The organism is Thioalkalivibrio sp. ALRh, from assembly GCF_000381425.1.
In the GTDB taxonomy this organism is placed as follows: Bacteria; Pseudomonadota; Gammaproteobacteria; order Ectothiorhodospirales; family Ectothiorhodospiraceae; genus Thioalkalivibrio.
Window position 1 is genome coordinate 1,222,188 of record NZ_KB906519.1, and the last position, 24,851, is coordinate 1,247,038.

At 66.4% G+C, this 24,851-nt stretch carries 21 protein-coding genes and 1 pseudogene; 20 read left to right on the forward strand and 2 right to left on the reverse strand.

Annotation, left to right across the window (positions count from 1 at the left end; all coding sequences use genetic code 11):
- Window positions 1–9: 9 nt before the first annotated feature.
- The 18 genes from F791_RS0105860 (at window position 10) to purU (ending at window position 19,226) form a co-directional block, all read left to right on the forward strand.
- The gene (locus tag F791_RS0105860) at window positions 10–531 is read left to right on the forward strand and encodes a chemotaxis protein CheW (RefSeq protein WP_018139562.1); all 522 of its coding nucleotides are present in this window, start codon (window positions 10–12) and stop codon (window positions 529–531) included.
- Between the two features lie 19 nt (window positions 532–550).
- On the forward strand, window positions 551–1,330 hold the full coding sequence (locus tag F791_RS0105865; protein ID WP_019592307.1) for a ParA family protein: 780 nt from the start codon (window positions 551–553) through the stop codon (window positions 1,328–1,330).
- 17 nt (window positions 1,331–1,347) lie between these two features.
- The gene (locus F791_RS0105870) at window positions 1,348–3,582 is read left to right on the forward strand and encodes a methyl-accepting chemotaxis protein (RefSeq protein ID WP_019592308.1); all 2,235 of its coding nucleotides are present in this window, start codon (window positions 1,348–1,350) and stop codon (window positions 3,580–3,582) included.
- A 20-nt stretch (window positions 3,583–3,602) separates the two neighbouring features.
- The gene (locus tag F791_RS0105875) at window positions 3,603–4,424 is read left to right on the forward strand and encodes a protein-glutamate O-methyltransferase CheR (RefSeq protein ID WP_019592309.1); all 822 of its coding nucleotides are present in this window, start codon (window positions 3,603–3,605) and stop codon (window positions 4,422–4,424) included.
- Complete coding sequence (gene cheD / locus F791_RS0105880) at window positions 4,424–5,047, forward strand: chemoreceptor glutamine deamidase CheD (RefSeq protein WP_018139558.1); 624 nt, start codon at window positions 4,424–4,426, stop codon at window positions 5,045–5,047. Before F791_RS0105875 ends, cheD begins: the two co-directional genes overlap by 1 nt.
- A complete protein-coding gene (locus F791_RS0105885) occupies window positions 5,048–6,121 on the forward strand; it encodes a chemotaxis response regulator protein-glutamate methylesterase (RefSeq protein WP_019592310.1) in 1,074 nt (357 codons plus the stop codon).
- 13 nt (window positions 6,122–6,134) lie between these two features.
- The gene (locus F791_RS0105890) at window positions 6,135–7,334 is read left to right on the forward strand and encodes a methyl-accepting chemotaxis protein (protein ID WP_019592311.1); all 1,200 of its coding nucleotides are present in this window, start codon (window positions 6,135–6,137) and stop codon (window positions 7,332–7,334) included.
- Between the two features lie 43 nt (window positions 7,335–7,377).
- Entirely contained in the window at window positions 7,378–7,683 is a 306-nt protein-coding gene (locus F791_RS0105895; RefSeq protein WP_018139555.1) for an STAS domain-containing protein, read from the forward strand.
- Window positions 7,680–9,407 carry a SpoIIE family protein phosphatase gene (locus tag F791_RS0105900; protein WP_018993336.1) on the forward strand — a complete coding sequence of 576 codons (1,728 nt, stop codon included), beginning with the start codon at window positions 7,680–7,682 and terminating at the stop codon, window positions 9,405–9,407. The genes F791_RS0105895 and F791_RS0105900 overlap by 4 nt, the downstream gene beginning before the upstream one ends.
- 72 nt (window positions 9,408–9,479) lie before the next feature.
- Window positions 9,480–10,205, forward strand: a complete 726-nt coding sequence (locus F791_RS0105905) for an SDR family NAD(P)-dependent oxidoreductase (protein ID WP_019592312.1) — start codon at window positions 9,480–9,482, stop codon at window positions 10,203–10,205.
- Window positions 10,206–10,460: 255 nt separating this feature from the next.
- Window positions 10,461–10,664, forward strand: a complete 204-nt coding sequence (locus tag F791_RS0105910; RefSeq protein WP_012983920.1) for a cold-shock protein — start codon at window positions 10,461–10,463, stop codon at window positions 10,662–10,664.
- A 212-nt stretch (window positions 10,665–10,876) separates the two neighbouring features.
- Window positions 10,877–12,445: a murein biosynthesis integral membrane protein MurJ gene (murJ, locus tag F791_RS0105915; RefSeq protein WP_026333003.1), complete on the forward strand. Its 1,569-nt coding sequence runs from the start codon at window positions 10,877–10,879 to the stop codon at window positions 12,443–12,445.
- A 54-nt stretch (window positions 12,446–12,499) separates the two neighbouring features.
- Window positions 12,500–13,462, forward strand: coding sequence for a bifunctional riboflavin kinase/FAD synthetase (locus F791_RS0105920; RefSeq protein ID WP_018175044.1), 963 nt, complete (start codon window positions 12,500–12,502; stop codon window positions 13,460–13,462).
- A 32-nt stretch (window positions 13,463–13,494) separates the two neighbouring features.
- Window positions 13,495–16,341 carry an isoleucine--tRNA ligase gene (ileS, locus tag F791_RS0105925; RefSeq protein ID WP_019592314.1) on the forward strand — a complete coding sequence of 949 codons (2,847 nt, stop codon included), beginning with the start codon at window positions 13,495–13,497 and terminating at the stop codon, window positions 16,339–16,341.
- Window positions 16,341–16,850 carry a signal peptidase II gene (gene lspA / locus F791_RS0105930; protein ID WP_019592315.1) on the forward strand — a complete coding sequence of 170 codons (510 nt, stop codon included), beginning with the start codon at window positions 16,341–16,343 and terminating at the stop codon, window positions 16,848–16,850. Before ileS ends, lspA begins: the two co-directional genes overlap by 1 nt.
- Before the next feature lie 3 nt (window positions 16,851–16,853).
- Complete coding sequence (locus F791_RS0105935) at window positions 16,854–17,288, forward strand: peptidylprolyl isomerase (protein ID WP_018139548.1); 435 nt, start codon at window positions 16,854–16,856, stop codon at window positions 17,286–17,288.
- A 15-nt stretch (window positions 17,289–17,303) separates the two neighbouring features.
- The gene (gene ispH / locus F791_RS0105940; protein WP_018993332.1) at window positions 17,304–18,254 is read left to right on the forward strand and encodes a 4-hydroxy-3-methylbut-2-enyl diphosphate reductase; all 951 of its coding nucleotides are present in this window, start codon (window positions 17,304–17,306) and stop codon (window positions 18,252–18,254) included.
- Between the two features lie 117 nt (window positions 18,255–18,371).
- Window positions 18,372–19,226, forward strand: a complete 855-nt coding sequence (gene purU / locus F791_RS0105945; protein ID WP_018175042.1) for a formyltetrahydrofolate deformylase — start codon at window positions 18,372–18,374, stop codon at window positions 19,224–19,226.
- 773 nt (window positions 19,227–19,999) lie between these two features.
- Here the strand turns inward: purU and F791_RS0105950 are convergent.
- Together F791_RS0105950 and F791_RS0105955 are read right to left on the reverse strand one after the other, a co-directional pair.
- Window positions 20,000–20,977 (reverse strand): hypothetical protein, encoded by a 978-nt coding sequence (locus F791_RS0105950; protein WP_019592317.1) that lies wholly within the window; start codon window positions 20,975–20,977, stop codon window positions 20,000–20,002.
- Window positions 20,974–23,271, reverse strand: a complete 2,298-nt coding sequence (locus F791_RS0105955; protein WP_019592318.1) for a hypothetical protein — start codon at window positions 23,269–23,271, stop codon at window positions 20,974–20,976. The genes F791_RS0105950 and F791_RS0105955 overlap by 4 nt, the downstream gene beginning before the upstream one ends.
- 496 nt (window positions 23,272–23,767) lie before the next feature.
- Here F791_RS0105955 and F791_RS13680 point away from each other — a divergent pair.
- Window positions 23,768–23,866: pseudogene (locus tag F791_RS13680) on the forward strand (formyltetrahydrofolate deformylase); the annotation flags it as partial.
- A gap of 210 nt (window positions 23,867–24,076) precedes the next feature.
- Window positions 24,077–24,847, forward strand: a complete 771-nt coding sequence (locus F791_RS0105970) for a S1C family serine protease (protein WP_018139542.1) — start codon at window positions 24,077–24,079, stop codon at window positions 24,845–24,847.
- Window positions 24,848–24,851 lie beyond the last annotated feature (4 nt).

Consider the following 24,851-nt stretch of genomic DNA (forward strand, 5'->3'; position numbering starts at 1 on the left):
CCAAGCATCATGGCGAACGACGCAACCCAGTCCATCCACGACCCGGCCACGGCCGGCGAAGACCAGTACCTGACCTTCATCCTCGCCGAGGAGGAATACGGCGTGGACATCCTGCGGGTGCAGGAGATCAAGGGCTGGGAACGCCCCACACCCCTGCCGAACACGCCCGACTACATCCGTGGCGTGATCAACGTGCGCGGAATGATCGTTCCGATCATCGACCTGCGCCTGCGTTTCGGCATGGAACCGCTGGACTACGGTCCCACCACCGTGGTGATCATGCTGCGCGCGATCAACGAGGACCGCGAGCGCGTGATGGGGGTGGTGGTCGACGCCGTCTCCGAGGTCTACAACGTCGGCGCCGAGGACCTGCAGCCGGCGCCGGACTTCAACACCCGTATCGGAGTCGACTTCGTGCGTGGCCTGGCGACGCTGGACGAAAAGATGATCCTGATGCTGGATATCGACACCCTGCTCGGCGCCGGCCTGATCGCCAGCGCCGATGCCATCGAAGCGGGGGCCACGGCCTGAGGCCGGCCCGACAAGGACGATGCGGACGATCGCGGTGATCAACCAGAAGGGCGGGGTCGGCAAGACGACCGTGACCCTGAACCTGTCGCATGCCCTGGCGCTGGCCGGGTATCGCGTGCTGGCGATCGACGCCGATCCGCAGGGTCACCTGTCCATGGCCTTCGGCCTGGAGGACCCCGCCGGGCTGGACCACGTCCTGCACGGCGGGGCGCGCCTGGCGGACGCTTTCAGCGAGGCCGGCAACGGCCTGCAGATCGTCGCCGCCGGGGAGCAGCTGCAGGAGGTGGAAAACCTGAACGCGGGAGGGGCCGAGCGGGGCTGGCGCCTCAAGCGTGCGCTCGACGATTTGCCGGAACCGTTCGATTTCGTATTGATCGACTGCCCGCCCTCGGCCGGGTTGCTGGGGATGAACGCGATCATTGCCGCCGACGAATTGCTGATCCCGGTCGCCGGCGACTTCCTGGCCTTGAACGGGCTGTCGCGGCTGATGCGCATCCTGCAGGGCATCGAACAGCGCCTGGGCCGGGCGCGCACCAAGTGGATCGTGCTGTCGCGCTTTGTCGAGCAGCGCCGTCACGCCCGCGAGGTGCGCGAGCGCATACGCGAACACTTCGCCGCTGCCCTGCTGCCCACCACCATCCGCGAAACGGTGGTGCTGGCCGAGAGCCCGAGCTTCGGGCAGACGATCTTCGAGTACCAGCCGCGCCATCGCGCGGCCAGGGATTTCCAGCAGCTGGCCGCCGACCTGGTCGCGGCCGGGGCACAACCGACGACCCGCCCACCGGCGGCACACGCCTGAGCCGGGGAGAACGGACCATGACCACACGCAAGCGCAACAAGCTGGGCACCGACCCGCTGGGCTGGATGGACACCGCTGCCTCAGCGTCCGACGCGAGTCCCGACGACAGCGCCACCGAGGTCGCGACTGCCGCGCCCGAACCCGGCCCGGAACCGGTTCCGACACAGAAGACACGCCAATCCACGCGCCGCCGGAAACCGGCTGCGCGACAGACGAACACGCCAAGCGAGGACACAGCAATGGCCGCCAATCCGAAACCGAACGTTGCCGGCACTGCCCCGGACGAACTGATGGACAACCGCTTCATGCAGGCCGCCTGCGAAGGCTCGAAGATGGCCGTGATGATGTGCGACGCGGACATGAACATCATCTATGCCAACCCGTCCGTGCTGTCCTTCCTGCGCGAGCGGCGCGATGCAATCCGCCGGGTATTTCCGAACTTCGATCCGGAAAACCTGATCGGCCAGTCCATCGACCAGTTCCACAAGGATCCGTCGCACCAGCGCGTGATCCTGAGCAACCCCGCCATGCTGCCTTACACCGCGGAGATCGAGGTCGGCGGCATCGAGTTCAGGCTGCTGGCCTCCGGCGTCACGGACGACAGCGGTCAGATTATCGGCAACATGGTCGAGTGGCAGGACATCACCGAGGTCAACACGCTGGAGCGCGAGCGCGCACGCTTCAAGGCCGCGATTGATGGCGCGACCACCCCGCTCATGATGTGCGACGAGAACATGACCATCACCTTCGCCAACACATCGCTGACGGCCATGTTCCAGAAGCATCTTGCGGCCTTCACCCAGGCCTTCCCGGGCTTCAACCCCCATAACCTGGTCGGTCAGTCCATCGACCAGTTTCACTCGGTTCCGTCGCATCAGCATTCGATCCTGAAGGACCCGTCCAGGCTGCCGTACGAAACCGAAATCAGCCTGGGCGACCTGCGCTTCTGGATTAACGCGACCGCGATCATCGACGACGAAGGCAATTATGCCGGCAACATGCTGGAGTGGCGGGATGTCACGGAGATGCGGACCGCCGAGGCCGAGATCGATGCCCTGATCCGCGACGCGGCGAGCGGCAATCTGGGCGAACGCCTGGAGACCGAGCGCTACAGCGGATTCACCCAAAGTATCGCCGAGAGCCTGAACGAGCTGCTCGACGCCGTCGTCCCGCCGGTGCGCGAGGGCTCGCGGGTGATGCAGGCCATGGCCGAGGGTGATCTGAGCGTGCGCATGCAGGGCGAGTTCCGGGGCGAATTCGCCGAGTTCCGCGACGCCATCCACACCTCGCTGGAGAACCTCGATCAGCTGGTCGGGCAGATCCTCGAGGGCGCCGGCAACGTGCGCTCGGCCTCGGCCGAGATCGCCCAGGGCAATACCGACCTGTCCCAGCGCACCGAGGAACAGGCCTCCTCGCTGGAGGAGACCGCCTCGTCAATGGAAGAGATGACCTCCACGGTCAAGTCCAACGCGGACAACGCAAAGCAAGCCAATCAGCTCGCCAGCGCCGCCCGCGACAAGGCCCAGGAAGGCGGCGAGGTGGTCGACAAGGCCGTGACCGCGATGGGCGAGATCAACCAGTCCTCGAAGAAGATCGCCGACATCATCGGCGTGATCGACGAGATCGCGTTCCAGACCAACCTGCTGGCACTGAACGCGGCGGTCGAGGCGGCGCGGGCCGGCGAACAGGGCCGCGGCTTCGCGGTGGTCGCCACCGAGGTACGCAACCTGGCGCAGCGCAGCGCTCAGGCCGCCAAGGAGATCAAGACCCTGATCAACGACTCGGTGGAGCGCATCGGCGAGGGCAGCAAGCTGGTCGACAACTCCGGCAAGGCCCTGGAGGACATCGTCGACTCGGTGAAGAAGGTTTCCGACATCATCGCCGAGATCGCCGCGGCCAGCGAGGAGCAGTCCACCGGCCTCGACGAGATCAACAAGGCCGTGACCCAGCTCGACGAGGTCACCCAGCAGAACGCCGCCCTGGTCGAGGAGGCCGCGGCCGCCAGCGAATCGCTGGACGACCAGTCGCGCGAGCTGCTGGACCTGATGAGCTTCTTCAAGGGCGAGCAGGCCGCGGCCGCCGGGCAGGCTATGAGGCAACCGAGTGCCCGTTCGGCCCCGGCGGGCGCCCGCGCCCAGAGCGGCGCCTCTGCGCTGAAGCGGCCGGCCTCTGCCAGTGGCAACGCCGGCAGCAAGCGCCGGACCCCGGCCCCGTCGCGCCAGGAGGCCTCCGAAGAATGGGAGGAGTTCTGAGGATGGGGGCTCGATGCTAGATGGCCGCCTCCGATCGCCTGAGCGAACGCGACTTCCGGCGCGTGGTGCGCCTGACGCAGGAACGCACCGGGATCATGCTCAACGAGAGCAAGAAGGAGCTGGTCTTCAGCCGGCTCTCGCGGCGGCTGCGCGTGCTCGGCCTGGATGCCTTCGACACCTACCTGGACCGGGTCGAGGGCGGCGACGAGGGCGAGCTGGAGGAGTTCATCAATGCGCTGACGACCAACCTGACCGCGTTCTTCCGCGAACCGCACCACTTCGAGATGCTGGGCGGTCCGGTGCTGGAGGAGCTCCGGCGGGCTAACCCGACCGGCCCGCTTAAGGTCTGGTCGGCCGGATGCTCCACCGGCGAGGAGCCCTACTCCATCGCGATGACGCTGGCCGAGGCCCTGCCGTCGCCGGAGGATGTGCGCATCCTCGCCACCGATATCGACTCGCGCGTGGTCGCCCATGCCGATGCCGGGGTGTATGACGCCAAGCGCGTCACCGGCATCCCGCAGGCGCGCCAGAAGCGCTGGCTGCTGCGCGGGACCGGCGCCAACGAGGGCCGGGTCAAGATCCGCGACGAGCTGCGCGCCATGCTGAACTTCCGCCAGCTGAACCTGTTCGACCCGTGGCCCATGAAGGGCCCGCTGGACGTGATCTTCTGCCGCAACACGCTGATCTATTTCGACAAGCCGACGCAGAAGCAGCTGGTGGAACGCTTTGCGCGCCTGCTGCGCCCGGAGGGCTACCTGTTCATCGGGCATTCCGAGTCGCTGTTCCGCGTGACCGAGGACTTCCGGCTGCTGGAGCAGACGCTGTACCGGAGAGCGGCCTGATGTCCGCCCTGCCGCAGCTGCACGATGGGGCCTTCGCGCACATCAACCGCTACTGGGACCGGGTGCACGCCTGCCCGGCCGCGAAGCTGCTGCCGGGGGAGTGCTACGTATCGGTCTCGCCGACCGAACTGATCACCACGGTGCTGGGCTCCTGCGTGTCCGCCTGCGTGTGGTCGCCCACGGCCGGCGTTGGCGGCATGAACCACTTCATGCTGCCGGACGGCGCCCGTGACAGCGGTTGGGGACCGGCGGTCTCCAATGCCACGCGCTACGGCACCCATGCGATGGAGTTCCTGATCAACGAACTGCTGAAGCTGGGCGCGGAGCGAACCGACCTGCGCGTAAAGATGTTCGGCGGCGGCCGCGTAATGGCCGGGATGACCGATGTCGGCGCCGGCAACATCACCTTCCTGCGCCGCTTCCTGCGCGAGGAGAACCTGGACCTGGTCGCCGAGGACGTCGGCGGACACTGGCCGCGCAAGGTCGTGTTCTTCCCCGCCACCGGGCGCGTGCGCATCAAGAAGCTCGTGTCCCTGCACAACAACACCCTGCTCGAGCGCGAGCAGGACTACCGCCGCCGGCTGCAGGACGATCCCCTGCGGGGCGACGTGGAGCTGTTCTAGATGCCCGCCACCGCCAAGCCCGTTCGCGTCCTGGTCGTCGATGACTCGGCCCTGATCCGCAAGCTGCTGACCGAGATCCTCGGCGCGCAGGACGGGATCGAGGTCGTGGGTGCCGCGACTGACCCCTATGATGCCCGCGAGAAGATCAAGCAGCTGGAACCGGACGTGCTGACCCTGGACGTGGAGATGCCGAAGATGGATGGCATCACCTTCCTGCGCAACCTGATGCGCTTGCGCCCGATGCCGGTGGTGATGGTCTCCTCGCTGACCGAGGCCGGGGCCGAGGTGACCCTGGAGGCGCTGGAGATTGGCGCGGTGGACTTTGTCACCAAGCCGAAGGTCGATGTGTCGCACGAGCTGCAGGCCTACAGCGACGTGCTGGCCGAGAAGGTGCGCGCGGCCGCGCGGATGCGCCTGCAGGCCCGCAGTGCCGCCACGCCAGCCCCGCAGCGGCTGGCCGCCGTGGGCGGTCGCCTGAAGACCACGGATCGGGTCATCGTGCTGGGGGCCTCTACCGGGGGCACCGAGGCCCTGCGCGAGGTCCTGACCGCGCTGCCGCCGGACGCCCCCGGCATCCTGATTACCCAGCATATCCCGGCGGGCTTCAGCAAGGCCTTCGCCGAGCGCATGGACCGCAACACCGCGCTCAGCGTGAAGGAGGCCGCCGATGGCGATGTCGTGATGTCCGGTCACGCCTATGTCGCCCCGGGCACCGACTACCATCTGCGCCTTGCTCGCGACGGTGCCCGCTATGTCTGCCGCCTCGACACCTCGGCGCCGGTCAACCGGCACCGGCCGAGTGTGGATGTGCTGTTCCGCTCGGCCGCCGAACAGGCGGGGGCCAACGTGGTCGCCGCCCTGCTGACCGGAATGGGGGATGATGGCGCCGAGGGTCTGCTGGCCCTGCGCGAGGCGGGCGCCCACACCGTTGCCCAGGACGAGGCCACCAGCCTCGTCTGGGGCATGCCCGGGGAGGCCGTGAAGCGGGATGCAGCCGTGCAGGTATTGCCACTGAGCCGTATCGCCGCCGCCCTGATCCGCGACCACCGCGAATCCGCCGCAACGGGAATCTGAACAGGAGGTCGTCATGCAAACTCTCAAGGACTGGATTGTGCGTAGTGGCACGCTGCGGGGGCTGGCGTTGGCCCTGGTCGGCGTATTGTTCCTTCTGACCCTCGCGATCGCGGCCAGCGGACATCCTGGCCAGGCCGCGCTGATGGTGCTGCCCCTGGTGCTGGCTGGGCTCCTCGTCGTTGGCTTTGGCCTGCGCGAGGCCGCGACTTCCGGTGAACCATCGGGGACTGACTCCCATGCTCCCCAGGTGACCGGGGGCGCCGAATTCTCCGAGGAGCTCGATCAGGCCATGCAGTTCGAGCTCGGGCAGCTGGAAGAAGAACTGACGCGACAAAAGGGACTGATCGCGGATGCGGTCGGGGACCTCAACGACAGTTTTGCCAGCATGCACCAGATCACCGAGCGCCAGATGCAGCTGATGAACAGCAACCTGCAGGCGGAAGGTGGCGACGAAGGCATGAGCCAGACCCAGATCATCGCGGAGCTTACGCGGCGCTCCGACGAGACCCTGCAGATGTTCATTGACACCCTGGTGGAGATCTCGCGCCAGAGTGTCGAGAGTGCGCACCACATGGAAGACATGGGCCAGCACATGGACGGGGTGTTCAAGCTGCTCGACTCGGCCGGGGCGATCGCCGGCCAGACCAATCTGCTCGCGCTGAATGCCAGCATCGAGGCGGCGCGGGCCGGCGAGGCCGGGCGCGGGTTTTCCGTCGTCGCCGACGAGGTGCGCGCCCTGTCGCAGCGTTCGGCGACCTTCCACGAGGACATTCGCGGCCAGATCGATGCCGCCCGTGAGGCGATCGCCAAGGTCACGGGCACCGTGCACGACATGGCCTCGCGCGACATGAACCAGAGCCTGGAGGAGAAGGAGCGCATCCAGGAGCTGTTCGGCTACGTGCAGCGCGCCACCGACGAACTGGACATGCGCATGCAGGAGGAGGCGGAACTCAGCGAGCGCATGCACCAGGCGGTGGCCACCGCCGTGCGCTCACTGCAGTTCGAGGATATCGCCCGGCAGTCCCTCGGCACGGCCGAGGATGCCCTCGCTCACCTGCACGAGCTGCAGGGCATCCTGCAGGAGGCGCGAGCTACCGACGATGCCCATGCGATGGCCGGGCGGGTGCGGGCGTGGCGCGAGGAGCGGCAGAATACGCATCACCGCGCGGTCAGCCAGGAGGGGCTGAGTGCCGGCGAGGTGGAACTGTTCTGAACCGTCGAAGACCCATTCCCCGACAACAAACAGCGAGGAACGCATGAGTATCGAATCCCACTCCAGCGCCGACGGCAAGGAAGTTCGCATTCGCGTCCGCGGCCGTTTCGATTTCGAGTCCCATCAGGAATTCCGCGCGGCCTATCGCAATACGCCCGGCACGGGTATTCGCTACGTAGTCGACCTTTCGCAGACGGAATATATGGACAGCTCCGCCCTTGGAATGCTGCTCCTGCTGCGCGAACACGCCGGGGGCGAGTTTGCCGAAGTAACGATTGCCGGCCCGTCCGAGGGCGTGCGCAAGGTGCTGGATATCGCAAACTTCGGCCGCCTGTTCACCATCCAGTGACGTACGCCTCCGACGCATTCTCGCGGCAGGAGGCGGCTGAAGATCCCCTCAGCGGCGAGGGCCGCGTGCTGGTTGTCGATGATGACAAGCACAATCGCCGTCTGCTGCACATGATGCTGGAAGGCTGCGGCTATACCACCGTAGAGGCGGAGAATGGCCTCGAGGCCATCGCGATCTGTCGGGACGATCCACCGGATCTGATCTTGATGGACGTGATGATGCCGGAGATGGATGGCCTGGAGGCGACTCGCCGCATCAAGGCCGACTGCGACGGGCGGTTTGTCCCGGTCATCTTCCTGACGGCCCTGGACGACGAGCACACGCTGCTGCGGGCCATCGCCGCCGGGGGCGACGACTTTCTTGCCAAGCCACTCAATCTTTCCGTACTCAAGGCCAAGATCCACGCCATGGAGCGCCTGCGCGATCTGCAGGCCGACCTGCGAAGCCGCAACGACCAGCTGCTACGCGCTTCGGCGCGTCAGGCCTGGGAAGAGGAGACCGCCGAAAGCCTGTTCTCGCGGGCCATTACACGCCGCAATCGCGGGCACGAGCGCCTGGGGGTTGGCCACCTGTCCGCGGCCACCTTCAGCGGTGACGTCGTGCTGTCGGACTACACCCCGGAGGGCAGTCTGCGCGTCCTGCTCGGGGATTTCACCGGCCACGGGCTGTCGGCCGCGATCGGCGCCTATCCGGTCAGCGAGACCTTTCACACCCTGACCCGGGAGGGCGCCGCAGACGCCGAGCTGATCCATCAGCTGAACCACACCCTGCATACCTTTCTGCCGCCGACCATGTTCATGGGGGCGGTGCTGATCGGCTTCAGCCCGGATGGACGCCAGGCGCGCATCTGGAATGGAGGCATGCCGGATGTGCGTATTTGTTCCGCTCGGGAGGTGCGCCACGTGGCCTCTCAGGCCATGCCGCTCGGGATCCTGCCGCGTCTGGAGCGCGGGCTGCTGCCGGAGGAACATGCTGTCGGGCCGGACGACACCATCATCGCCAGCAGCGACGGGGTGATCGAGGCGGTGAATGCCGCGGGCGAGGCGCTGGGTGACGAGGCCCTCGACCGGGCCTGCTGCGGCCAGCGCGCCGATTCGATATACGACACCGTCTGGGGTGTCGTGCAACGGCATGCCGAGGGCACCACGCCGGATGACGACATGACCCTCGTCTGCATCCCTTGTACCTCGGAGGTTCTGCTCGACAGCCCGGTCACAACGGGTGCCGAGAACACCGGAAACCTGCGCTGGTCGCTCGAGCTCGGCGGTCCACAGCTCGCTCGGGCCGACCTGACCCAGGAGGCCCGGAACCAGTTGCGGCACTGGTTCCCGGATCTGGGCGAACACGCCGAAGCCCTGCATACGGTGATCGCGGAGTTGTGCAACAACGCGTTCGAGCATGGTGTGCTGGGCCTGGATTCCTCGATGAAGACCACCGTGGAGGGCTTCGAGGCCTATTACCGTGCCCGCAGCGAGGGCCTGGCCTGCCCGCGTGGCCGGATCGGGATTTCGCTGCATTATCGTCGGCGGGGCGATGCCCACTGCATGCGTATCCGCGTCCGCGACAGCGGTGCGGGCTTCGACCACGAGGCCGTTCGCGCCGCGATCGAGGGCGCGGGGGCCGAGCGGCTGTGGGGCCGCGGCCTGAATCTCGTGCACCGGCTCTGCACCCGCGTGCGGCACGTTGGCCGCGGCAACCTCGTCGAGGCCGAATACTGCTGGTAATCTTCGGGCCGTTTTCGGTCCCGTCGGCATCCACACGGGACTGCCCTGCAGCGTATTCGAGGAGACGGGAGCATGAACGAGACCAACCCCATTCGATCCGCCCTGATCACCGGTAATTCCAGTGGTTTTGGTCTTGGCCTGACGCGTGTCCTGATGCAGCGCGGCGCGAGCGTGCGCGGGATGAGCCGCAGGGGATGTCCGGAATCGGGTGTGGCGGCTGACGAGCGAGCGGATCTGGCCGATTTCGATGCCACCGCCGCTGCGATGGAGCGTCTGCTCGAAGGGGTCGACGAGCTGGATCTGGTGATCCTGAACGCCGGGTTGCTCGGCCATATGCAGCGCATGCAGGACGCCTCGATGGACGAGCTGCGCCTGCTGATGGATGTGAACACGTTCGCCAACAAGATCATTCTGGACGCCCTGCTGCGTCGCAACGTGCGCGTGGGGCAGATCGTGGCAATCTCGTCCGGGGCCTCGGTGTCGGGCCACGCGGGTTGGAGCGGCTACTCGCTGTCCAAGGCCGCGCTGAACATGATGATGCAGTTGTACGTCCACGAGTTTCCCGAGGACACCGCGATCAACGCTCTGGCCCCCGGGCTGATCGACACCGCGATGCAGGACTATCTATGCGATGAGGCCGACCGCGAAGCCTTCCCGGTGCTCCAGCGGTTGAAGGCAGCGCGTGGCACCGAGACCATGCCAACGCCGGAGAAGGCCGCCGGGGCCGTGCTGGCGGTGCTGCCGCGCCTGCGCCAGACGACGCGCGGGAGTTTTGTGGACATCCGGCAGCTGGACTGAGGTAGCCGCAACGCCGTGCGCGGTTCAGTCAGCGTCTCCCTCGCAGGAGGTATTCCAGCCGAACCTCCTGAATGTCACGTAAATTTCTCGGAGGGTGGTTGGCTTTTGCCGGAATGCAGGCGTATAGTCGTGATCGTGGTCTGCGGATGAACGGCAACACTAGGAAGTTTCTAGTTTCTGAACCAGTGCTCCCGTTGATCTGTTGGCAGCATCCCGCGACCACATTTGTTAGTTACATTTAAGAGGTTACAAGTTGTGAATACTGGTGTTGTTAAGTGGTTCAACGAGAGCAAGGGTTTCGGTTTCATCACCCCCGATGATGGCGGCAAGGACGTGTTTGTGCACTTCTCCGCGATCAGCGGTTCGGGTTTCAAGACCCTGGCCGAAGGCCAGAAGGTCTCCTTCGAAATCCAGGAAACCGCCAAGGGCCTGGCCGCCGGTGAAGTGACCGCCCTGTAAGGCGCACTTCCCAAGGCTGACGACCCCTCGCGGGTCGTCCAGGAAAGGTCGCCTCCGGGCGGCCTTTTTTGTGTCTGCGTTTCCGTTATTGCGAGGCGTCGAATAACTCCCAAACAGGGCCGGCGCACGCCCTTTTGAACGCTGCGCACGGCCGGGCGTATTCGATGTGCAGTACACTGCCGGCCTTTGTGCATGGACCCGCGCTGCCCGCGATGAACCGCCTGTTCCGCTCCACCGCCGTTGTCAGTGGCATGACCATGATCTCGCGGATCATGGGCTATCTGCGCGACATGGTGCTGGCGGTTACCTTCGGCGCCGGGGCCGCGACCGACGCCTTCTTCGTCGCCTTCCGCATCCCCAACTTCCTGCGCCGGCTGTTCGCGGAAGGCGCGTTCAACCAGGCCTTTGTACCGGTGTTCGCGGAGTTTCGCGAGAAGCGCGGTCGCGAGGCCCTGCGCGACTTGCTGGATCACACCGCCGGCACGCTGATGGCTGTGGTTTCGGTGGTCACGCTGATCGGCATCCTGGCCGCGCCGCTGCTCATCTGGGTGTTCGCCCCGGGGCTCGCCACGCAGGAAGAGGGGCGCCAGGATCTCGCCGGGCAGATGCTTCGCATCACCTTCCCCTACCTGCTGTTTATATCGCTGACCGCGATGGCTGCGGGGATCCTGAACAGCATCGGGCGCTTCGCGGTCCCCGCCTTTACCCCGGTGTTCCTGAACCTGGCGCTGATTGTCGCCGCACTGTGGCTGGCGCCGATGTTCGCGGAGCCGATCGTCGCGCTGGCCTGGGGCGTGTTCATCGCGGGTGCCTTGCAGCTCGCCTTCCAGATCCCGTTCCTTTTGCGCGCGGGGCTGTTGCCGCGGCCGCGTTTCCGTCGTGCACACGAGGGGGTGCGGCGCATCGTCAAGCTGATGCTGCCGGCCATCCTCGGGACCTCGGTCGTGCAGATCAACCTGCTGGTGGACACCCTGGTGGCCTCGTTCCTGGTGGCCGGGTCGATCTCCTGGCTGTATTTCGGCGACCGCTTCGTGGAGCTGCCGCTCGCGCTGTTCGGCATCGCGATCGGTACCGTGATCCTTCCGCGCCTGGCGCGGCAGTACAACCAGGCCGATCCGGCCGCGTTCGGGCGCACGCTGGACTGGGCGCTGCGCCTGGCGATGCTGGTGGCCCTGCCCTCGATGGTCGGCCTGATCGTGCTCGCCGTCCCGATCCTGGCCACCTTGATCCAGTATCAGGCCTTTACCCAGTGGGACACCTACATGGCCGCGATGGCGCTGGCCGCGTATGCGCTGGGTCTGCCGGGCTTCATCCTGATCAAGGTGCTCGCCCCGGGGTTCTTCGCCCGCCAGGACACCAAGACCCCGGTGAAGATCGCGATCATCGCGATGCTCGCCAACATCGTCCTCAACGGTGCATTTGTGCTGCCCTGGTACCTGTCCGGTATCCCGGGCGCGCACGCCGGACTGGCGCTGGCTACCTCGGCCTCCGCCTACATTAATGCGGGTCTGCTCTATCGCGGGTTGATCCGCGAGGGGATCTATCAGCCGGGGCCCGCGCTGAGGCGTCTGCGTGCGGGGCTGCCCGTCGCGCTCGGGGTGATGGTCCTGGTGCTGGCTGTTCTCTCGCCATCATTCGGGCAGTGGACGGACTGGACGGTGGGCACGCGCCTGTTCGCACTGACCGGCTTGATCACCGCCGGGGCCGGCGCGCTGATCCTGACGCTGCTGGCCGCAGGGCTTCGGCCCCGACACTTCCTGTTACGGGAGGCGAGCGAATGATGCCGGGACTTTGCCTGGCGGGTTATACTTGCGGTTTTGCTCGGGATCGGGGCGATGCGGCTGATTCGCGGCCTGGGGCCGTCCGACAGCAGGGCTTCCACGGCAGCGGCCGTGCATGGCGCGGTGGTGACCATTGGCAACTTTGATGGTCTGCATCGTGGCCATCAGGCTGTTCTGGGGCGCCTGCTCGAGGCGGCGCAGGATCGCCAGGCGCCGTCAGTCCTGATGACCTTCGAGCCGCTGCCGCGCGAGTACTTCGGCAGCCGGCCCGAGGCCCCGGACCCGCCCGGGCGCCTGCAGCGCCTGCGCGACCGCCTGATCACGCTGGGGGATACCGCGCTCGAGGCCGTCTGGATCCTGCGCTTCGATGCGAAACTGGCCGGCCTGTCGGCGACCGCCTTCATCGAGGAGGTGCTGCACCAGCGCCTCGGCGCGCAGCATGTACTCGTTGGGGACGACTTTCGCTTCGGCCGCGGCCGCGAGGGGGACCAGGCCCTGCTGCGCCGCGAGGGCGAGCGCCTCGGCTTCAGTGTCGAGGGCACCCCGACGGTCGCGGATGCCGAGGGCCGGATCAGCAGCACCCGGGTACGCGCGGCGGCGCTGGACGGCGACTTCGCGCGCATGGCCGAACTGCTGGGGCGGCCCTACCGGTTGCACGGGCGGGTCGCACATGGCGACAAGCGCGGCCGCACGATCGGTTTCCCCACCGCGAACCTGCGCATGGGGCCCTGGCCTCTGGCGCTGCGCGGGGTCTACTCCGGCTGGCTGCGCCGTGCCTCGGGCGAGGCCCTGCCGGCGGTCGCCAATATTGGCTGGCGTCCGACGGTGGCGGGCACCGAGCAGCGTCTGGAGGCGCATGTGCTTGAGGGCAGCCCCGACCTCTACGGCGAGGCCGTGTGCTTCGAACCGATCGCGCGGGTCCGCGGCGAACAGCGCTTCGAGGGGCTGGACGCCCTGTGCGCGCAGATCGCACTCGATGTCGAGACCGCCCGCGCGCAACTCTCCGAACACGACTGAAACCGGCCCGCAGGGCCGATCCGGAAAACATCATGGCACGCAAACCGGCACCGCCGAATCCCTACAAGGACACCCTCAACCTGCCCGAGACCGCCTTTCCGATGCGCGCCGGCCTCGCCCAGCGCGAGCCGGAGTGGCTGGAGGCGTGGAAGGCGGAGGATCGCTACCACCGTCTGCGCGAGCACTGCGCCGGGCGCCCCCGCTTCGTGCTGGCCGATGGCCCGCCCTATGCGAACGGTTCGATCCATGTCGGTCACGCGGTCAACAAGGTCCTCAAGGACATTATCGTCAAGAGCCGCACCCTGTCGGGCTTCGACGCCCCCTACGTGCCGGGCTGGGACTGCCACGGCCTGCCGATCGAGCTGAAGGTCGAGCAGAATCTGGGCAAGGCCGGCCGCGACGTGGACGCCGCGACCTTCCGCAAGGCCTGCCGCGAGTATGCGCAGGAGCAGGTCGACGGCCAGAGCACGGACTTCCAGCGCCTCGGCGTGCTGGGCGACTGGGACCATCCCTACCTGACGATGGATTACCAGGTCGAGGCGGACACCGTCCGCGCGCTGGGTCGCATCTTCAAGCGCGGCCATGTGCAGATGGGCGAGAAGCCGGTGCACTGGTGCGTGGACTGCGGCTCGGCCCTGGCCGAGGCCGAGGTGGAGTACGAGGACAAGATCTCGCAGGCGATCGATGTGCGCTTCCGCGTGGTCGACGACATCGACTTCCTGCGCCGCTTCGAGGGGGCCAAGGACTCGCGCGGCCCGATCAGCGTGGTCATCTGGACCACCACGCCCTGGACGCTGCCGGCCAACCAGGCCGTGGCCCTGCACCCGGAGCTGGACTACGCGCTGGTACAGCTGGACAACGAGCGCCTGTTGCTGGCCGAGGCCCTGGTCGAGGACTGCCTGGCGCGCTACTCGCTGGGCGAGGGGGCCGTGGTCGCGCGGGTCAAGGGTCAGGCCCTGGAGGGCCTGATGCTGCAGCACCCGTTCCTGGAGCGCGAGGTGCCGCTGATCCTGGGTGACCACGTAACCACCGAGACGGGTACGGGCGCGGTGCACACCGCCCCCGGACACGGCCAGGAGGACTACGCGGTCGGCCTGAAGTACAGCCTGCCCGTGCACAACCCGGTCGGTCCGGATGGCCGCTTCCTGCCGGATACCCCGCTGTTCGCCGGCGAGAACGTGCACCAGGCGAACGGCCATGTGATTGACGTGCTGAAAGAGCACGGCGCGCTGGTCGTGGCGGTGAAGTTCGAGCACAGCTATCCGCACTGCTGGCGGCACAAGACGCCGATCATCTTTCGTGCCACCCCGCAGTGGTTCATCAGCATGGAGCGCGCCGAGCTGCGCGCGGACGCGCTGAAGGCGATCGCCGAGACCCGATGGATGCCGAACTGGGGCGAGGCCCGCATCCACGGCATGGTGGTGAACCGTCCGGACTGGTGCATCTCGCGCCAGCGCAACTGGGGTGTGCCGATCCCGTTTTTCGTTCACCGCGAGACCGGACGGCTCCACCCGCACACCCCGGAACTGATCGAGATGGTGGCGCAGCGCATCGAACAGGCGGGTATCGAGGCCTGGTTCCAGCTCGATCCGAAGGAGCTCCTGGGCGACAAGGCCGATGACTACATCAAGCTGAACGACACCCTGGATGTCTGGTTCGACTCCGGTGTGCTGCACAGCACGGTGGTGGAGAAGCGCCCGGAACTGGGCGGGTTGCCGGTGGACCTGTTCCTGGAGGGCTCGGATCAGCACCGCGGCTGGTTCCAGTCGAGCCTGCTGACCAGTGTCGCGATGCGTGGCGAGGCCCCGTACCGGGCAGTGCTCACCCACGGCTTCACCGTGGACGAGAAGGGCGAGAAGATGTCCAAGTCGCGCGGCAATGTGGTCGCGCCGCAGGAGGTCGTCTCCACCCTGGGCGCGGACATCCTGCGCTTGTGGGTCGCCGCGACCGACTTCTCCGGCGAGATGGCGATCTCCAAGGACATCCTCGACCGCACGGCCGACGCCTACCGCCGTATCCGCAACACCACGCGCTTCCTGCTGGGCAACCTGAACGGCTTCGATCCCGCCGAGCATGCGCTGGAGCTGGACGAGCTACTGCCGCTGGATCGCTGGATCGTCGCGCGGGCCCTGCAGGTGCAGGAGCAGGTGACGAAGGCCTACGACGACTACCTGTTCCACCAGATCTACCAGCGCGTGCACAACTTCTGCTCGGTGGAGCTGGGGTCGTTCTACCTGGACGTGATCAAGGACCGCCAGTACACCACGCAGGCGGACTCGCGCGCGCGGCGCTCCGCGCAGACCGCGCTGTACCACGTGGCCGAGGCCCTGACCCGCTGGGTCGCCCCGATCCTCACCTTCACCGCCGAGGAGATCTGGCAGCTGCTGCCGGGCGAGCGTCCGGACAGCGTGCTGTTCGCCACCTGGTACGAGGGCCTCGCCCCGTTGCCAGAGGGTGCCGAGTTCTCCAGCGCGGACTGGGACGGCATCCTCGAGGTGCGCACGCATGTCGCCCGCGCGCTGGAGATTGCGCGCAACGAGCACGGCATCGGGGCCTCGCTGAATGCCGCGATCGAGGTCTACCTGCCGGCGGGTTCCGCCGCCCATGGGCGCCTCGCGCGTCTGGAGGACGAACTGCGCTTTGTGCTGATCACCTCCGAGGCCCGGCTGGTGGACGGAGCCGCCCCCGAGGGGGCGCATACCGCCGAGCTGGAGGATGGCACCGCGATTGGCGTGGTCGCCCACAAGAGCGAACACGCCAAGTGCGTACGCTGCTGGCACCGCCGGCCGGACGTCGGCCAGCATGACGCCCACCCCGAGTTGTGCGGGCGCTGTGTAACCAATGTGGAGGGCCCGGGCGAGACCCGGCGCTTCGCCTGATGGGGCTGGCGCAATCGGGTCTGCGACCGGGGCTGTTGATTGCGGTCGTGGTTGCGCTGCTGGACCAGGTCACCAAGTGGTGGGCGGAGAATGCCCTGACCCTGTACGCGCCGGTCGAGGTGACCTCGTTTTTCAATCTCTCCCTGGTCTATAACCCGGGCGCTGCGTTCAGTTTCCTGGCCGGTGCAGGGGGCTGGGGGCGCTGGTTCCTGTCCGGCGTGGCGGTCGTGATCGGGTTGCTGATCCTCTGGTGGCTGGCACGGCTGCCGCGCCAGGCGCGCTGGTCGGTCACCGCCCTGGGGCTGGTGCTGGGCGGCGCGGTCGGCAACCTGATCGATCGCATCGCCCATGGCCGGGTGATTGATTTTCTCGATTTCCACTGGGCCGGTTATCACTGGCCGGCGTTCAATGTGGCCGATATGGCCATCGTCGTCGGCGCGATCACTCTGATCGTGGCAACTTTTATTGAAGGCGACCACAGCGGCTCGCCGACGGATTCGCGGGGGTAAGGCATGACAACGGTAACCAAGGGCGCGACGGTGGAGATGCACTACCGCCTGATCCTGGACAGCGGCTTTGTCGTGGATGGCACCGACGAAGAGACCATCCGCCTCGAGGTCGGGGCGGGCGAGATCCTGCCGGGGCTGGAGGACCTGCTGGTGGGTCTGGAGCCTGGCGATCACCGGGAATTTGCGATCGAGGCCGGGGCCATGTTCCCGTTGCGGGACAATGCGGCGGTGCAGACGATGCCCCGTTCACAGTTTCCGGCGGACATGCCGCTGCAGAAAGACTACATTTACGAATTCACCAGCCCGTCGGGGGATGCGGTCCCGGGCCGCATCGAAGAGGTCGGCGACGAGAGCGTCACCGTGGACTTCAATCACCCCCTGGCCGGGCAGTCGTTCACCTTCGAGGTGGATGTGGTATCGGTTAGCGAACCTCAATAGTTCGCGGGAGCCACTATGAGTATGCAGGTCCAGCTCGCCAATCCGCGCGGTTTCTGCGCCGGGGTCGAGCGCGCCATCGAGATCGTCGAACGCGCGCTGGAGATCTACGGCGCCCCGCTCTATGTCCGTCACGAGGTGGTGCACAACCGCCATGTGGTCGGGCGCCTGGAAGGGGCCGGCGTGAAGTTCGTCGAGGAGCTGGACGAGGTCCCTGACGGCCAGGTGGTGATTTTCTCCGCCCACGGCGTGCCCAAGCGCGTGCAGCAGGAGGCGGAAAACCGCGGCCTGACGGTGTTCGACGCGACCTGCCCGCTGGTGACCAAGGTCCACCTCGAGGTGGCGCGCTATGCCCGCGAGGGTCGAGAAGTGGTGCTGATCGGCCACGCCGGCCACCCCGAGGTCGAGGGGACGCTCGGCCAGTTCGATGACTCCCAGGGCGGGCGCATGATGCTGGTCGAGACCGTCAAGGATGTCGCCAGCCTCGAGGTCGCCCACCCCGACCGCCTCGCCTTCGTCAGCCAGACCACGCTGTCGATGGACGACACCGCCGAGATTATCGACGCCCTGACCGCGCGCTTCCCGAAGATCGAGGGTCCGCGCAAGATGGACATCTGCTACGCGACCCAGAACCGCCAGGATGCCGTGAAGGATTTGGCGAAACAGTGCGACCTGTTGCTGGTCGTCGGCTCGAAGAACAGTTCGAACTCCAATCGCCTGGCCGAAATCGGTGCCCGCCTCGGCATCGAATCCTATCTGGTCGACGGCGCGTCGGACATCGACACCGACTGGCTTCAGGGCAAGCAGCGTATCGGCGTGACCGCCGGCGCCTCCGCCCCCGAGGTCCTGGTCAACGAGGTGCTGGACTTCCTGCGTGCCCAGGGGGTCGAGGCGGTCTCCGAGCTGTCCGGTCGCGAGGAGACCGTCACCTTCTCCATTCCCTCCGCCCTGCGCCGCGAATCCGCCTGACCCGGGACCGTTATCGCGGGGCGTGCCGCGCCGTGGCGATTTCCGCATGGGGCCCCAGTGCCGGATCGGCTATGCTCGGCGCTGCACCCCGCTACCCTTCGTGATCCCGAGACACGCATGATGGAACGCCCCCGCTTTCGCCTCAGCATTCGCTGTCCTGACCAGCACGGGATCGTCTCGCGCATCGCGGCGGCCATTGCCGATACCGATGGCTGGATCACCGAGGCTGCCCAGCACACCGACGACGAGGCGGGCTGGTTCTTCATGCGCTGGGTATTCTCGCTGCCGGCCGAAGGCGAGGCCCTGCTCGAGCAGCGGCTGGCCTCCCTGGCACCCGAGCTGCGCATGGACTGGTGGCTGAACAACGCCGACACCCGTCCACGAGTCGTGCTGCTGGCCTCGCGCGAGCCGCATTGCCTGAGCGACCTGCTCGCGCGCTGGAGCGCCGGCGAACTGGAGATGGAGATCCCCGCGATCCTCTCCAACCACCGCGACCTGGAGCCGCTGGCCGCCTGCCACGGTATCCCGTTCGAGCACATCCCGGTGCCGAAGGTCGATCGCGAGGCCGCCTTCGCTACGCTCCAGGAACGCCTGGCGGCCCTGGCACCGGAGACCATCGTGCTCGCCCGCTATATGCAGATCCTCCCGCCGGGACTGTGCGCGGAATACCCCGAGCGCATCCTCAACATCCACCACAGCTTCCTGCCCTCGTTCGTCGGCGCCCGCCCCTATCACCAGGCCTTCGCCCGCGGGGTCAAGCTGATCGGCGCGACCTGCCACTATGTGACCGACGAGCTGGACGCCGGCCCCATCATCGAGCAGGACGTCACCCGCATCCGCCACGACGACGGTGTGCAGGATCTGATCCGCAAGGGACGCGACGTCGAACGCTGGGTCCTCGCGCGCGGCCTGCGTTATCACCTCGAGGGCCGCGTCCTCACCCACGGCAACAAGACCGTCGTCTTCGACTGACGACCGCCGGCCGGACCCTTCCTGTGCCGGTATCCGGCTGTTCAATCCAGCGGCTTGTTCACGAAGATTGAACAGACCCAACGCCGTCCTCTGCACCGCAGCGCCCCCGGCGCGACGCCGGGTGGAAACCTCGCGCGCGGCCGGAAGCCGTGCGGGCCTTCCCACCGACCGAAACGGCCCGGAAGCACTGCAAAACTTGGCACCATGCTCATCAGGGAGCCGGGCCGGAGGGCCTGGAAGCATGGTCGCCGGCGTCCCGCGCGGAGGCTGGTCATGCACAATAGCGCCCGGCAAGCCGTATCCAGTCCGGCAACCCACTGAAGGTCGTGCTCGACTGTCCGGCCCTTGAGCCCGCACTCCCAGAGCAAGAGGATCCCCCAGCCGGCATTCAGCGGCGCTTCGCGGGTGCGGCGATCGCGTTCAACGTTGGCGGCGCATCTCCCAAAAGCGCCCGATCTGCTCGGCGCCCGCCGTCAGGGTCGGTTCGTTACGCAACTGGGTGTCCCGGCCCGGGGCACATCGGAACCGATCAACCGCTGCACCTCCTTAACAGCACATGAGAACCGCCCTTGGTCGCGAGGTAAACCGGCCATGAAGGTGGTCTACTTGCCCCCGCGTATAGTCAAATTGAAGCGCTGCAAAAGAGAGCCCCGCCGGCCGGCTCGGCGAAATGCGGCTCAATGCTCATAGCATTATGGATCGAAAGAAGACTGTTTCAATTCCGACAGCATCGGTCGCTATTGCCACTGAGCACTGACCTTCGGCCAGGATGATCACCAGTAGCCCTTACGGCCATCGCGATCACCCGGTTCGAAGTGGGTGTATGGCCCGACCTGCTCGCCGCCCGAGTAGTCCGCATATCGCTCCAGGCTGCCATCGTCACGGAAGTGATACCGCCGACCCTCAATGCGACCCTCCCGATAGGACTCTTTTCGCCGAACGTAACCGTGCTCGTTCAAGACCCGCCATTCACCAACCCGGTTACCCGCATCATCAAACCGACCCTCGCTAAGCTCCTGGGCCCAACCGTCTCTGTAGCGCCACTCGCCCACCGAAACACCGCGATCGTAGGCCCCCCACTGCAGGCGTTCGCCCGATTTGCTTTCGAGAACCCACTGGCCATGCCGATGCCCCTGATCGTCGTAGCGGCGGGTCAACACGCCCCCTTCTTTCGGCTTCTGCCAGGTCCCCACCCGCTGTCCGTCCAGCCGCTCTCCCCGGGTTTTAACGGCTCCTTCGTCATCGAACAGCCTGATCGAAGCCCAGTTGCCGGTGTAGGTCTCGATCACCTCTTCCACCAGTTCCTGCTCGCTAAACCGGCGAATGCGGCTGCCCGGGCCATGGGGCGTATCCCAGGGTTCCACCTTACGGGTCAATTCACCGCTATCGTCATAACGGCGCTCCACCACAAGACGGCCCTGGTCGTAAAGCCGGAAGGCCACCTTGTCACCGTCTTCGTTATAGCTTCGCCACTCACCTACACGTTGGTCCGCCTCGTACTGCCCCTCCTCGGCGAGTACGCCATTGTCATGGAAACGCTGGTGCTTGCCCTCCCTGTCTCTCGCCTGATAATGGCTCTGGGGCAGGCGCTCGGCCTCATGGTGGTGACCCTCGTTTTGAGCTGCGGGCTGGTCATCGGCAACGGCGAGGGACGGGGCACCGGCAAGAAGGACGGCGGCAAGCAGGACGGCGCCCAGCCGGGTTTGGATGCCATGTTTCATGATCAGGGTTCCCTTCGCCTGCTTGTTCACGGAAGCGGCGGCAGCTCGCTGGTCCAACGACGGTCGAGGGTTTCATCGCGGGCCACGCGCTGTTCGACACCCACGGCCTCTCCCATCACCCTGATGTAATGCTCCTCCTCCAGGTAGGCTGACAGGCTGGCCTCTGCCAATCCGCCTGCCAGCTCTTCCCGGCCATTGGGCAACACCCCCAGGGCCTCCCCCTGGGCGTCCAGGAAACGGTAATCGGTGAGGAGTGTGCGCATGGCGAGATCCTCATCGAACTCGTCACCAAGAAGCGCGCGCAGGTCCACCATCCAGGGGCGGTCATCCAGAGCGTGCCGGACAGGCACCCATTCGTCGCCGCCGCGGCAACGCAACCGCGACTCGACCTCCAGGTCGTAGAAGTACTGGTGATGTCCATCTTCGGTGCGCAGGGTGTAACGCTGCCTGTGCGGCAACTGCACGCCCTCATCACCGGACCACCAGGTGCTCCTCTCCGGCGTCCAGACCAGGGCGCGTCCCTGAACCTGCGCATCGTTCTCCACGGTGAGCCGACAACGGAGCTGCTGATCGCCGCTGAGCACCACATGCAGCTGATTGCTTTCTTCTCCGAAAGGCACCGGCTCACCGCCCGGGTCCGACAGCCGCCCGTCTGCCGAACCGAAGTCCTCTTCGGTCTGGTGGAAGAGAGGCCTGGAGCCGGGGGGTGGGACATCCAGGTCTGCCAGGCGCTGCTCCCGGGTCATGTAACGCAGCGAACGGGTGAAGGCCGGCTCATCCGCATGGCTGTAAACGGGCAAGGTCAGCTGCTCCGGCGGTTCGTCGAAGGCGAGATGGAAGCTGACCCGCTGGTATTCATGGCGTATCGAATCCAGCATCACAGCCTCCTCGAACCCGAACCATTCTGGCAAGGCATCGGGCTCGGTCCTCAGCAGCATTCCTCTTGCACCCGGAGCCGGGCTGATCCACCAGGGATAGAGCTGCCCCGGCCCACCCCAGTAGTCCACCCGGTACTCGCCGGCGGCATCCAGGGCCGTCACCTTGAACCGCGCTCCGCCTGTCTCGACCTCGCGGGTTTCGGCCTCGTCATCAAGGCTTATTTCAACTTCATGTACCGTGACCGGGTGCCAGGCGGCCTCCGCCTGGATTGCCTCGACCGCCTGAAGCCGGTCGGTCATATCCTGCCAGCCCAGCGGATGGAGGGTATGCACGGTGCTCATTCGCCGAGAATCATCGAACCCGTACTGCATCGTCGGCGGCGAGGAATGAACCGCCAGATCCACCTCGTCTCCGTGCTTGTCCAGCAACCGCAGGTCGGAAACCCGCATCTGACCGAACGTCTGGACGCTTTCCGGGTTGATCAGGTGTTCGAGCTTCAGCTGAAGCTCGCGACCGTTGTCGCGGTCGAGCACGCCGATATCGGAGGGCCAAACTTCATCGGCACTGGCCGCTGCGTCCTCTGTGGCAGCGCCATAAGGCTCCCATAGCTCTGCCAACTCCGGCTCGAGGCCGGCATTGTGTCGGGCCAGGTCAAACATTCCTGGCAAGTCATGCTCCCAGCCCTCCGGCACCATGGCCAGGCTTTGCCTGACACGTCCGCTGAACCGGTCCTCTTCCATGTCCGTCTCGGACACGGCGAACAGGCGCTCCATCCATCCGGTCTCCCGGTCGAGCACCATCACGCCAAAGACCCTGTCACCCTGTCGCTCCGCCTCCACCAACACGGTGACGTGACTGTCGGACACCTCCGCAACCGTGACGCCCAGTTCAGGCCATTCGCCCCATCCGTCCATGGTGAGTTCGGCACCCTCCTCCGCCGGCAAGGCGGTAAGGAGCCCGGGCTGCCCAAGCTGCTCCTCCAGATCACCCATGACCTCGGAGATATGGGGATGCTCCTCCTCGAACTGGGCCCAGAGCTCACCGTCGGCGGCCCGGAACCCGGTCATTCGCCCTTCTTCGGGGTCTAGATCCGCCAGGAAGCCTGCAGACATGATGTCCCCAAGCACCGACAGGTCGCGGGAGCCCACCTCAACACTACTGAACAGAGGGCCACGGCCGTCCCCGGCCATGAAGTAGAGCGGGATCGTGCGGATGACCAGACCGGCGCCACCTTCCTCGACCCGGTATCTCACCAGCATCTCGGTCGTTAACTGCTCAGTCTGGTTACCGAACGGTGACTCGACGTCGGCTTCGACCAGCTGGACCACCTGGAAGGTACGCTCGTCGCCGGCATCCGGCTGGAAGCGGACCTTGTCATCATCGAAGGGATTACACGCGGCGAGCAGACCTGCGCACAGCACGGGCAGGGCATAACGGTACTGCATTCGAAGTCCCTTTCAGTTGTCGTTTCAGCACCGCTTGGGTTGCGGCATATTGGTTCGGGCTCCAAATGGTACTCGTAGTGCCATGTGTCAATGCACCGACAAAACCAAGGCTTATTCAGCGCTTTTGAACGGGATCACTTTTCCGTCCGTGGTGTCACCGCCCTTGGCGCTCCGACACCCGCCAACCCCGTTCATCCTTGCCGAGAACGGGACCTCCTCGGTAAAGGACGCTCCCTGTGGATACGCACCTGGATGCCGCCAATCGTGATCGTCTGTTCGAGGAGCATGCCAGCCTGCTGGATCGCAAAGACTTCGACTAAGCGGAAGCCGGGGCGCACATCCTCGGTGCGGACCTGGCTTCGCTTATGGCACCGGCGCCCCGGGCCAGTGCGATCGAAATCCTGGCACGGGAGACAGCACCAGACGGACCACTCCAGCTTGCCGGCATCAGCCTTCCGCAACCGGTAAGGCCCACGCCGAACGACCCAGTGGTGTGGGCCGCGACGTGGAACGCTGGGCCCTCGCCCGCGGCCTGCGTTATCACCTCGAGGGCCGCGTCCTCACCCACGGCAACAAGACCGTCGTCTTCGACTGACCGCCTAGTCGGGGCTGAGTCTGGCCCTCCTTCTTGCCGCCGCACGGCTGAGTTATTGCATGCCCGCAAGGCCCGTCGGGCCGTGCTCTGCGCGCTATTCTCTAGAGGGTTGGCAACAGGGCTGGAGGGCGCGGCATGTGGGGATGGGGACACCTTCTTGGGGGCCTTCGATGGCCCGTTCGTTACCGGCGCCCGCGGGCCCCGTTGTGGATGGCGATACCGCTTGCGCTGCTCGCCCTGGTAGTTGGGCCGGGCCCCGCGCTCGCCGATCCGCTGCCCGATACGGCCGAGCGGGTGAAGGCCTCGGTGGTGAGTATCGCGACCTATCAGCCCACCCGCAGCCCGCGCGCCCAGTACCTCGGGACCGGCTTTGTGATCGACGATGGCCGTCTGGTGGTCACCAACGATCATGTCCTGCCCGGGAGTCTGGACCAGGGCAACCGCGAAAGGCTGGTGGTGGTCAGTGGCCAGGGTCGGGACAACACGATCCATCATGCCGAGGTCGTGGCCCGTGCCGCGAGCGATGACCTCGTCCTGTTGCGCATCGCCGCGCCCTCCCTTCCCGCGCTGCAACTCGGCAACTCCAGCCGGGTGCGGGTCGGAGAAGAGGTCGCGTTCACCGGCTACCCCATTGGCATGATCCTGGGGCTGTACCCGGCCACGCATCGCGCGGGCATCTCGGCGATGACCCCGATGGCGATCCCGGCGCGCCGTGCCGCGGAGCTGGATGACAGCCGCATACGCGCCCTGCGCAATGCCCCGCCAATGGTCTTCCAGCTGGATGCCACGGCCTACCCGGGCAACAGCGGCAGTCCCCTGTACCGCAAGGACACCGGCGAGGTGATCGGAGTAATCAACCAGGTCTATGTCCAGGGCGGGCGGGAAGCGGCCGTGCGCAATCCGAGCGGGATCACCTACGCCATCCCATCGGACCGTATTCGCCCCCTGCTGGAACAGTACCGCTCGCGGGCGGGCGATTGATTCA

Bases quoted from the DNA above. Each gene is read 5' to 3' on its own strand.
- murJ (WP_026333003.1), top strand. From the start codon at position 10,877: ATGAACCGCCTGTTCCGCTCCACCGCCGTTGTCAGTGGCATGACCATG.
- F791_RS0105905 (WP_019592312.1), top strand. From the start codon at position 9,480: ATGAACGAGACCAACCCCATTCGATCCGCCCTGATCACCGGTAATTCC.
- F791_RS0105970 (WP_018139542.1), top strand. From the start codon at position 24,077: ATGGCGATACCGCTTGCGCTGCTCGCCCTGGTAGTTGGGCCGGGCCCC.
- lspA (WP_019592315.1), top strand. From the start codon at position 16,341: ATGGGGCTGGCGCAATCGGGTCTGCGACCGGGGCTGTTGATTGCGGTC.
- ispH (WP_018993332.1), top strand. From the start codon at position 17,304: ATGAGTATGCAGGTCCAGCTCGCCAATCCGCGCGGTTTCTGCGCCGGG.
- F791_RS0105885 (WP_019592310.1), top strand. From the start codon at position 5,048: ATGCCCGCCACCGCCAAGCCCGTTCGCGTCCTGGTCGTCGATGACTCG.
- purU (WP_018175042.1), top strand. From the start codon at position 18,372: ATGATGGAACGCCCCCGCTTTCGCCTCAGCATTCGCTGTCCTGACCAG.
- F791_RS0105920 (WP_018175044.1), top strand. From the start codon at position 12,500: ATGCGGCTGATTCGCGGCCTGGGGCCGTCCGACAGCAGGGCTTCCACG.
- F791_RS0105870 (WP_019592308.1), top strand. From the start codon at position 1,348: ATGACCACACGCAAGCGCAACAAGCTGGGCACCGACCCGCTGGGCTGG.
- F791_RS0105895 (WP_018139555.1), top strand. From the start codon at position 7,378: ATGAGTATCGAATCCCACTCCAGCGCCGACGGCAAGGAAGTTCGCATT.
- F791_RS0105875 (WP_019592309.1), top strand. From the start codon at position 3,603: ATGGCCGCCTCCGATCGCCTGAGCGAACGCGACTTCCGGCGCGTGGTG.
- F791_RS0105890 (WP_019592311.1), top strand. From the start codon at position 6,135: ATGCAAACTCTCAAGGACTGGATTGTGCGTAGTGGCACGCTGCGGGGG.
- F791_RS0105955 (WP_019592318.1), bottom strand. From the start codon at position 23,271: ATGCAGTACCGTTATGCCCTGCCCGTGCTGTGCGCAGGTCTGCTCGCC.
- cheD (WP_018139558.1), top strand. From the start codon at position 4,424: ATGTCCGCCCTGCCGCAGCTGCACGATGGGGCCTTCGCGCACATCAAC.
- F791_RS0105865 (WP_019592307.1), top strand. From the start codon at position 551: ATGCGGACGATCGCGGTGATCAACCAGAAGGGCGGGGTCGGCAAGACG.
- F791_RS0105860 (WP_018139562.1), top strand. From the start codon at position 10: ATGGCGAACGACGCAACCCAGTCCATCCACGACCCGGCCACGGCCGGC.
- F791_RS0105935 (WP_018139548.1), top strand. From the start codon at position 16,854: ATGACAACGGTAACCAAGGGCGCGACGGTGGAGATGCACTACCGCCTG.
- ileS (WP_019592314.1), top strand. From the start codon at position 13,495: ATGGCACGCAAACCGGCACCGCCGAATCCCTACAAGGACACCCTCAAC.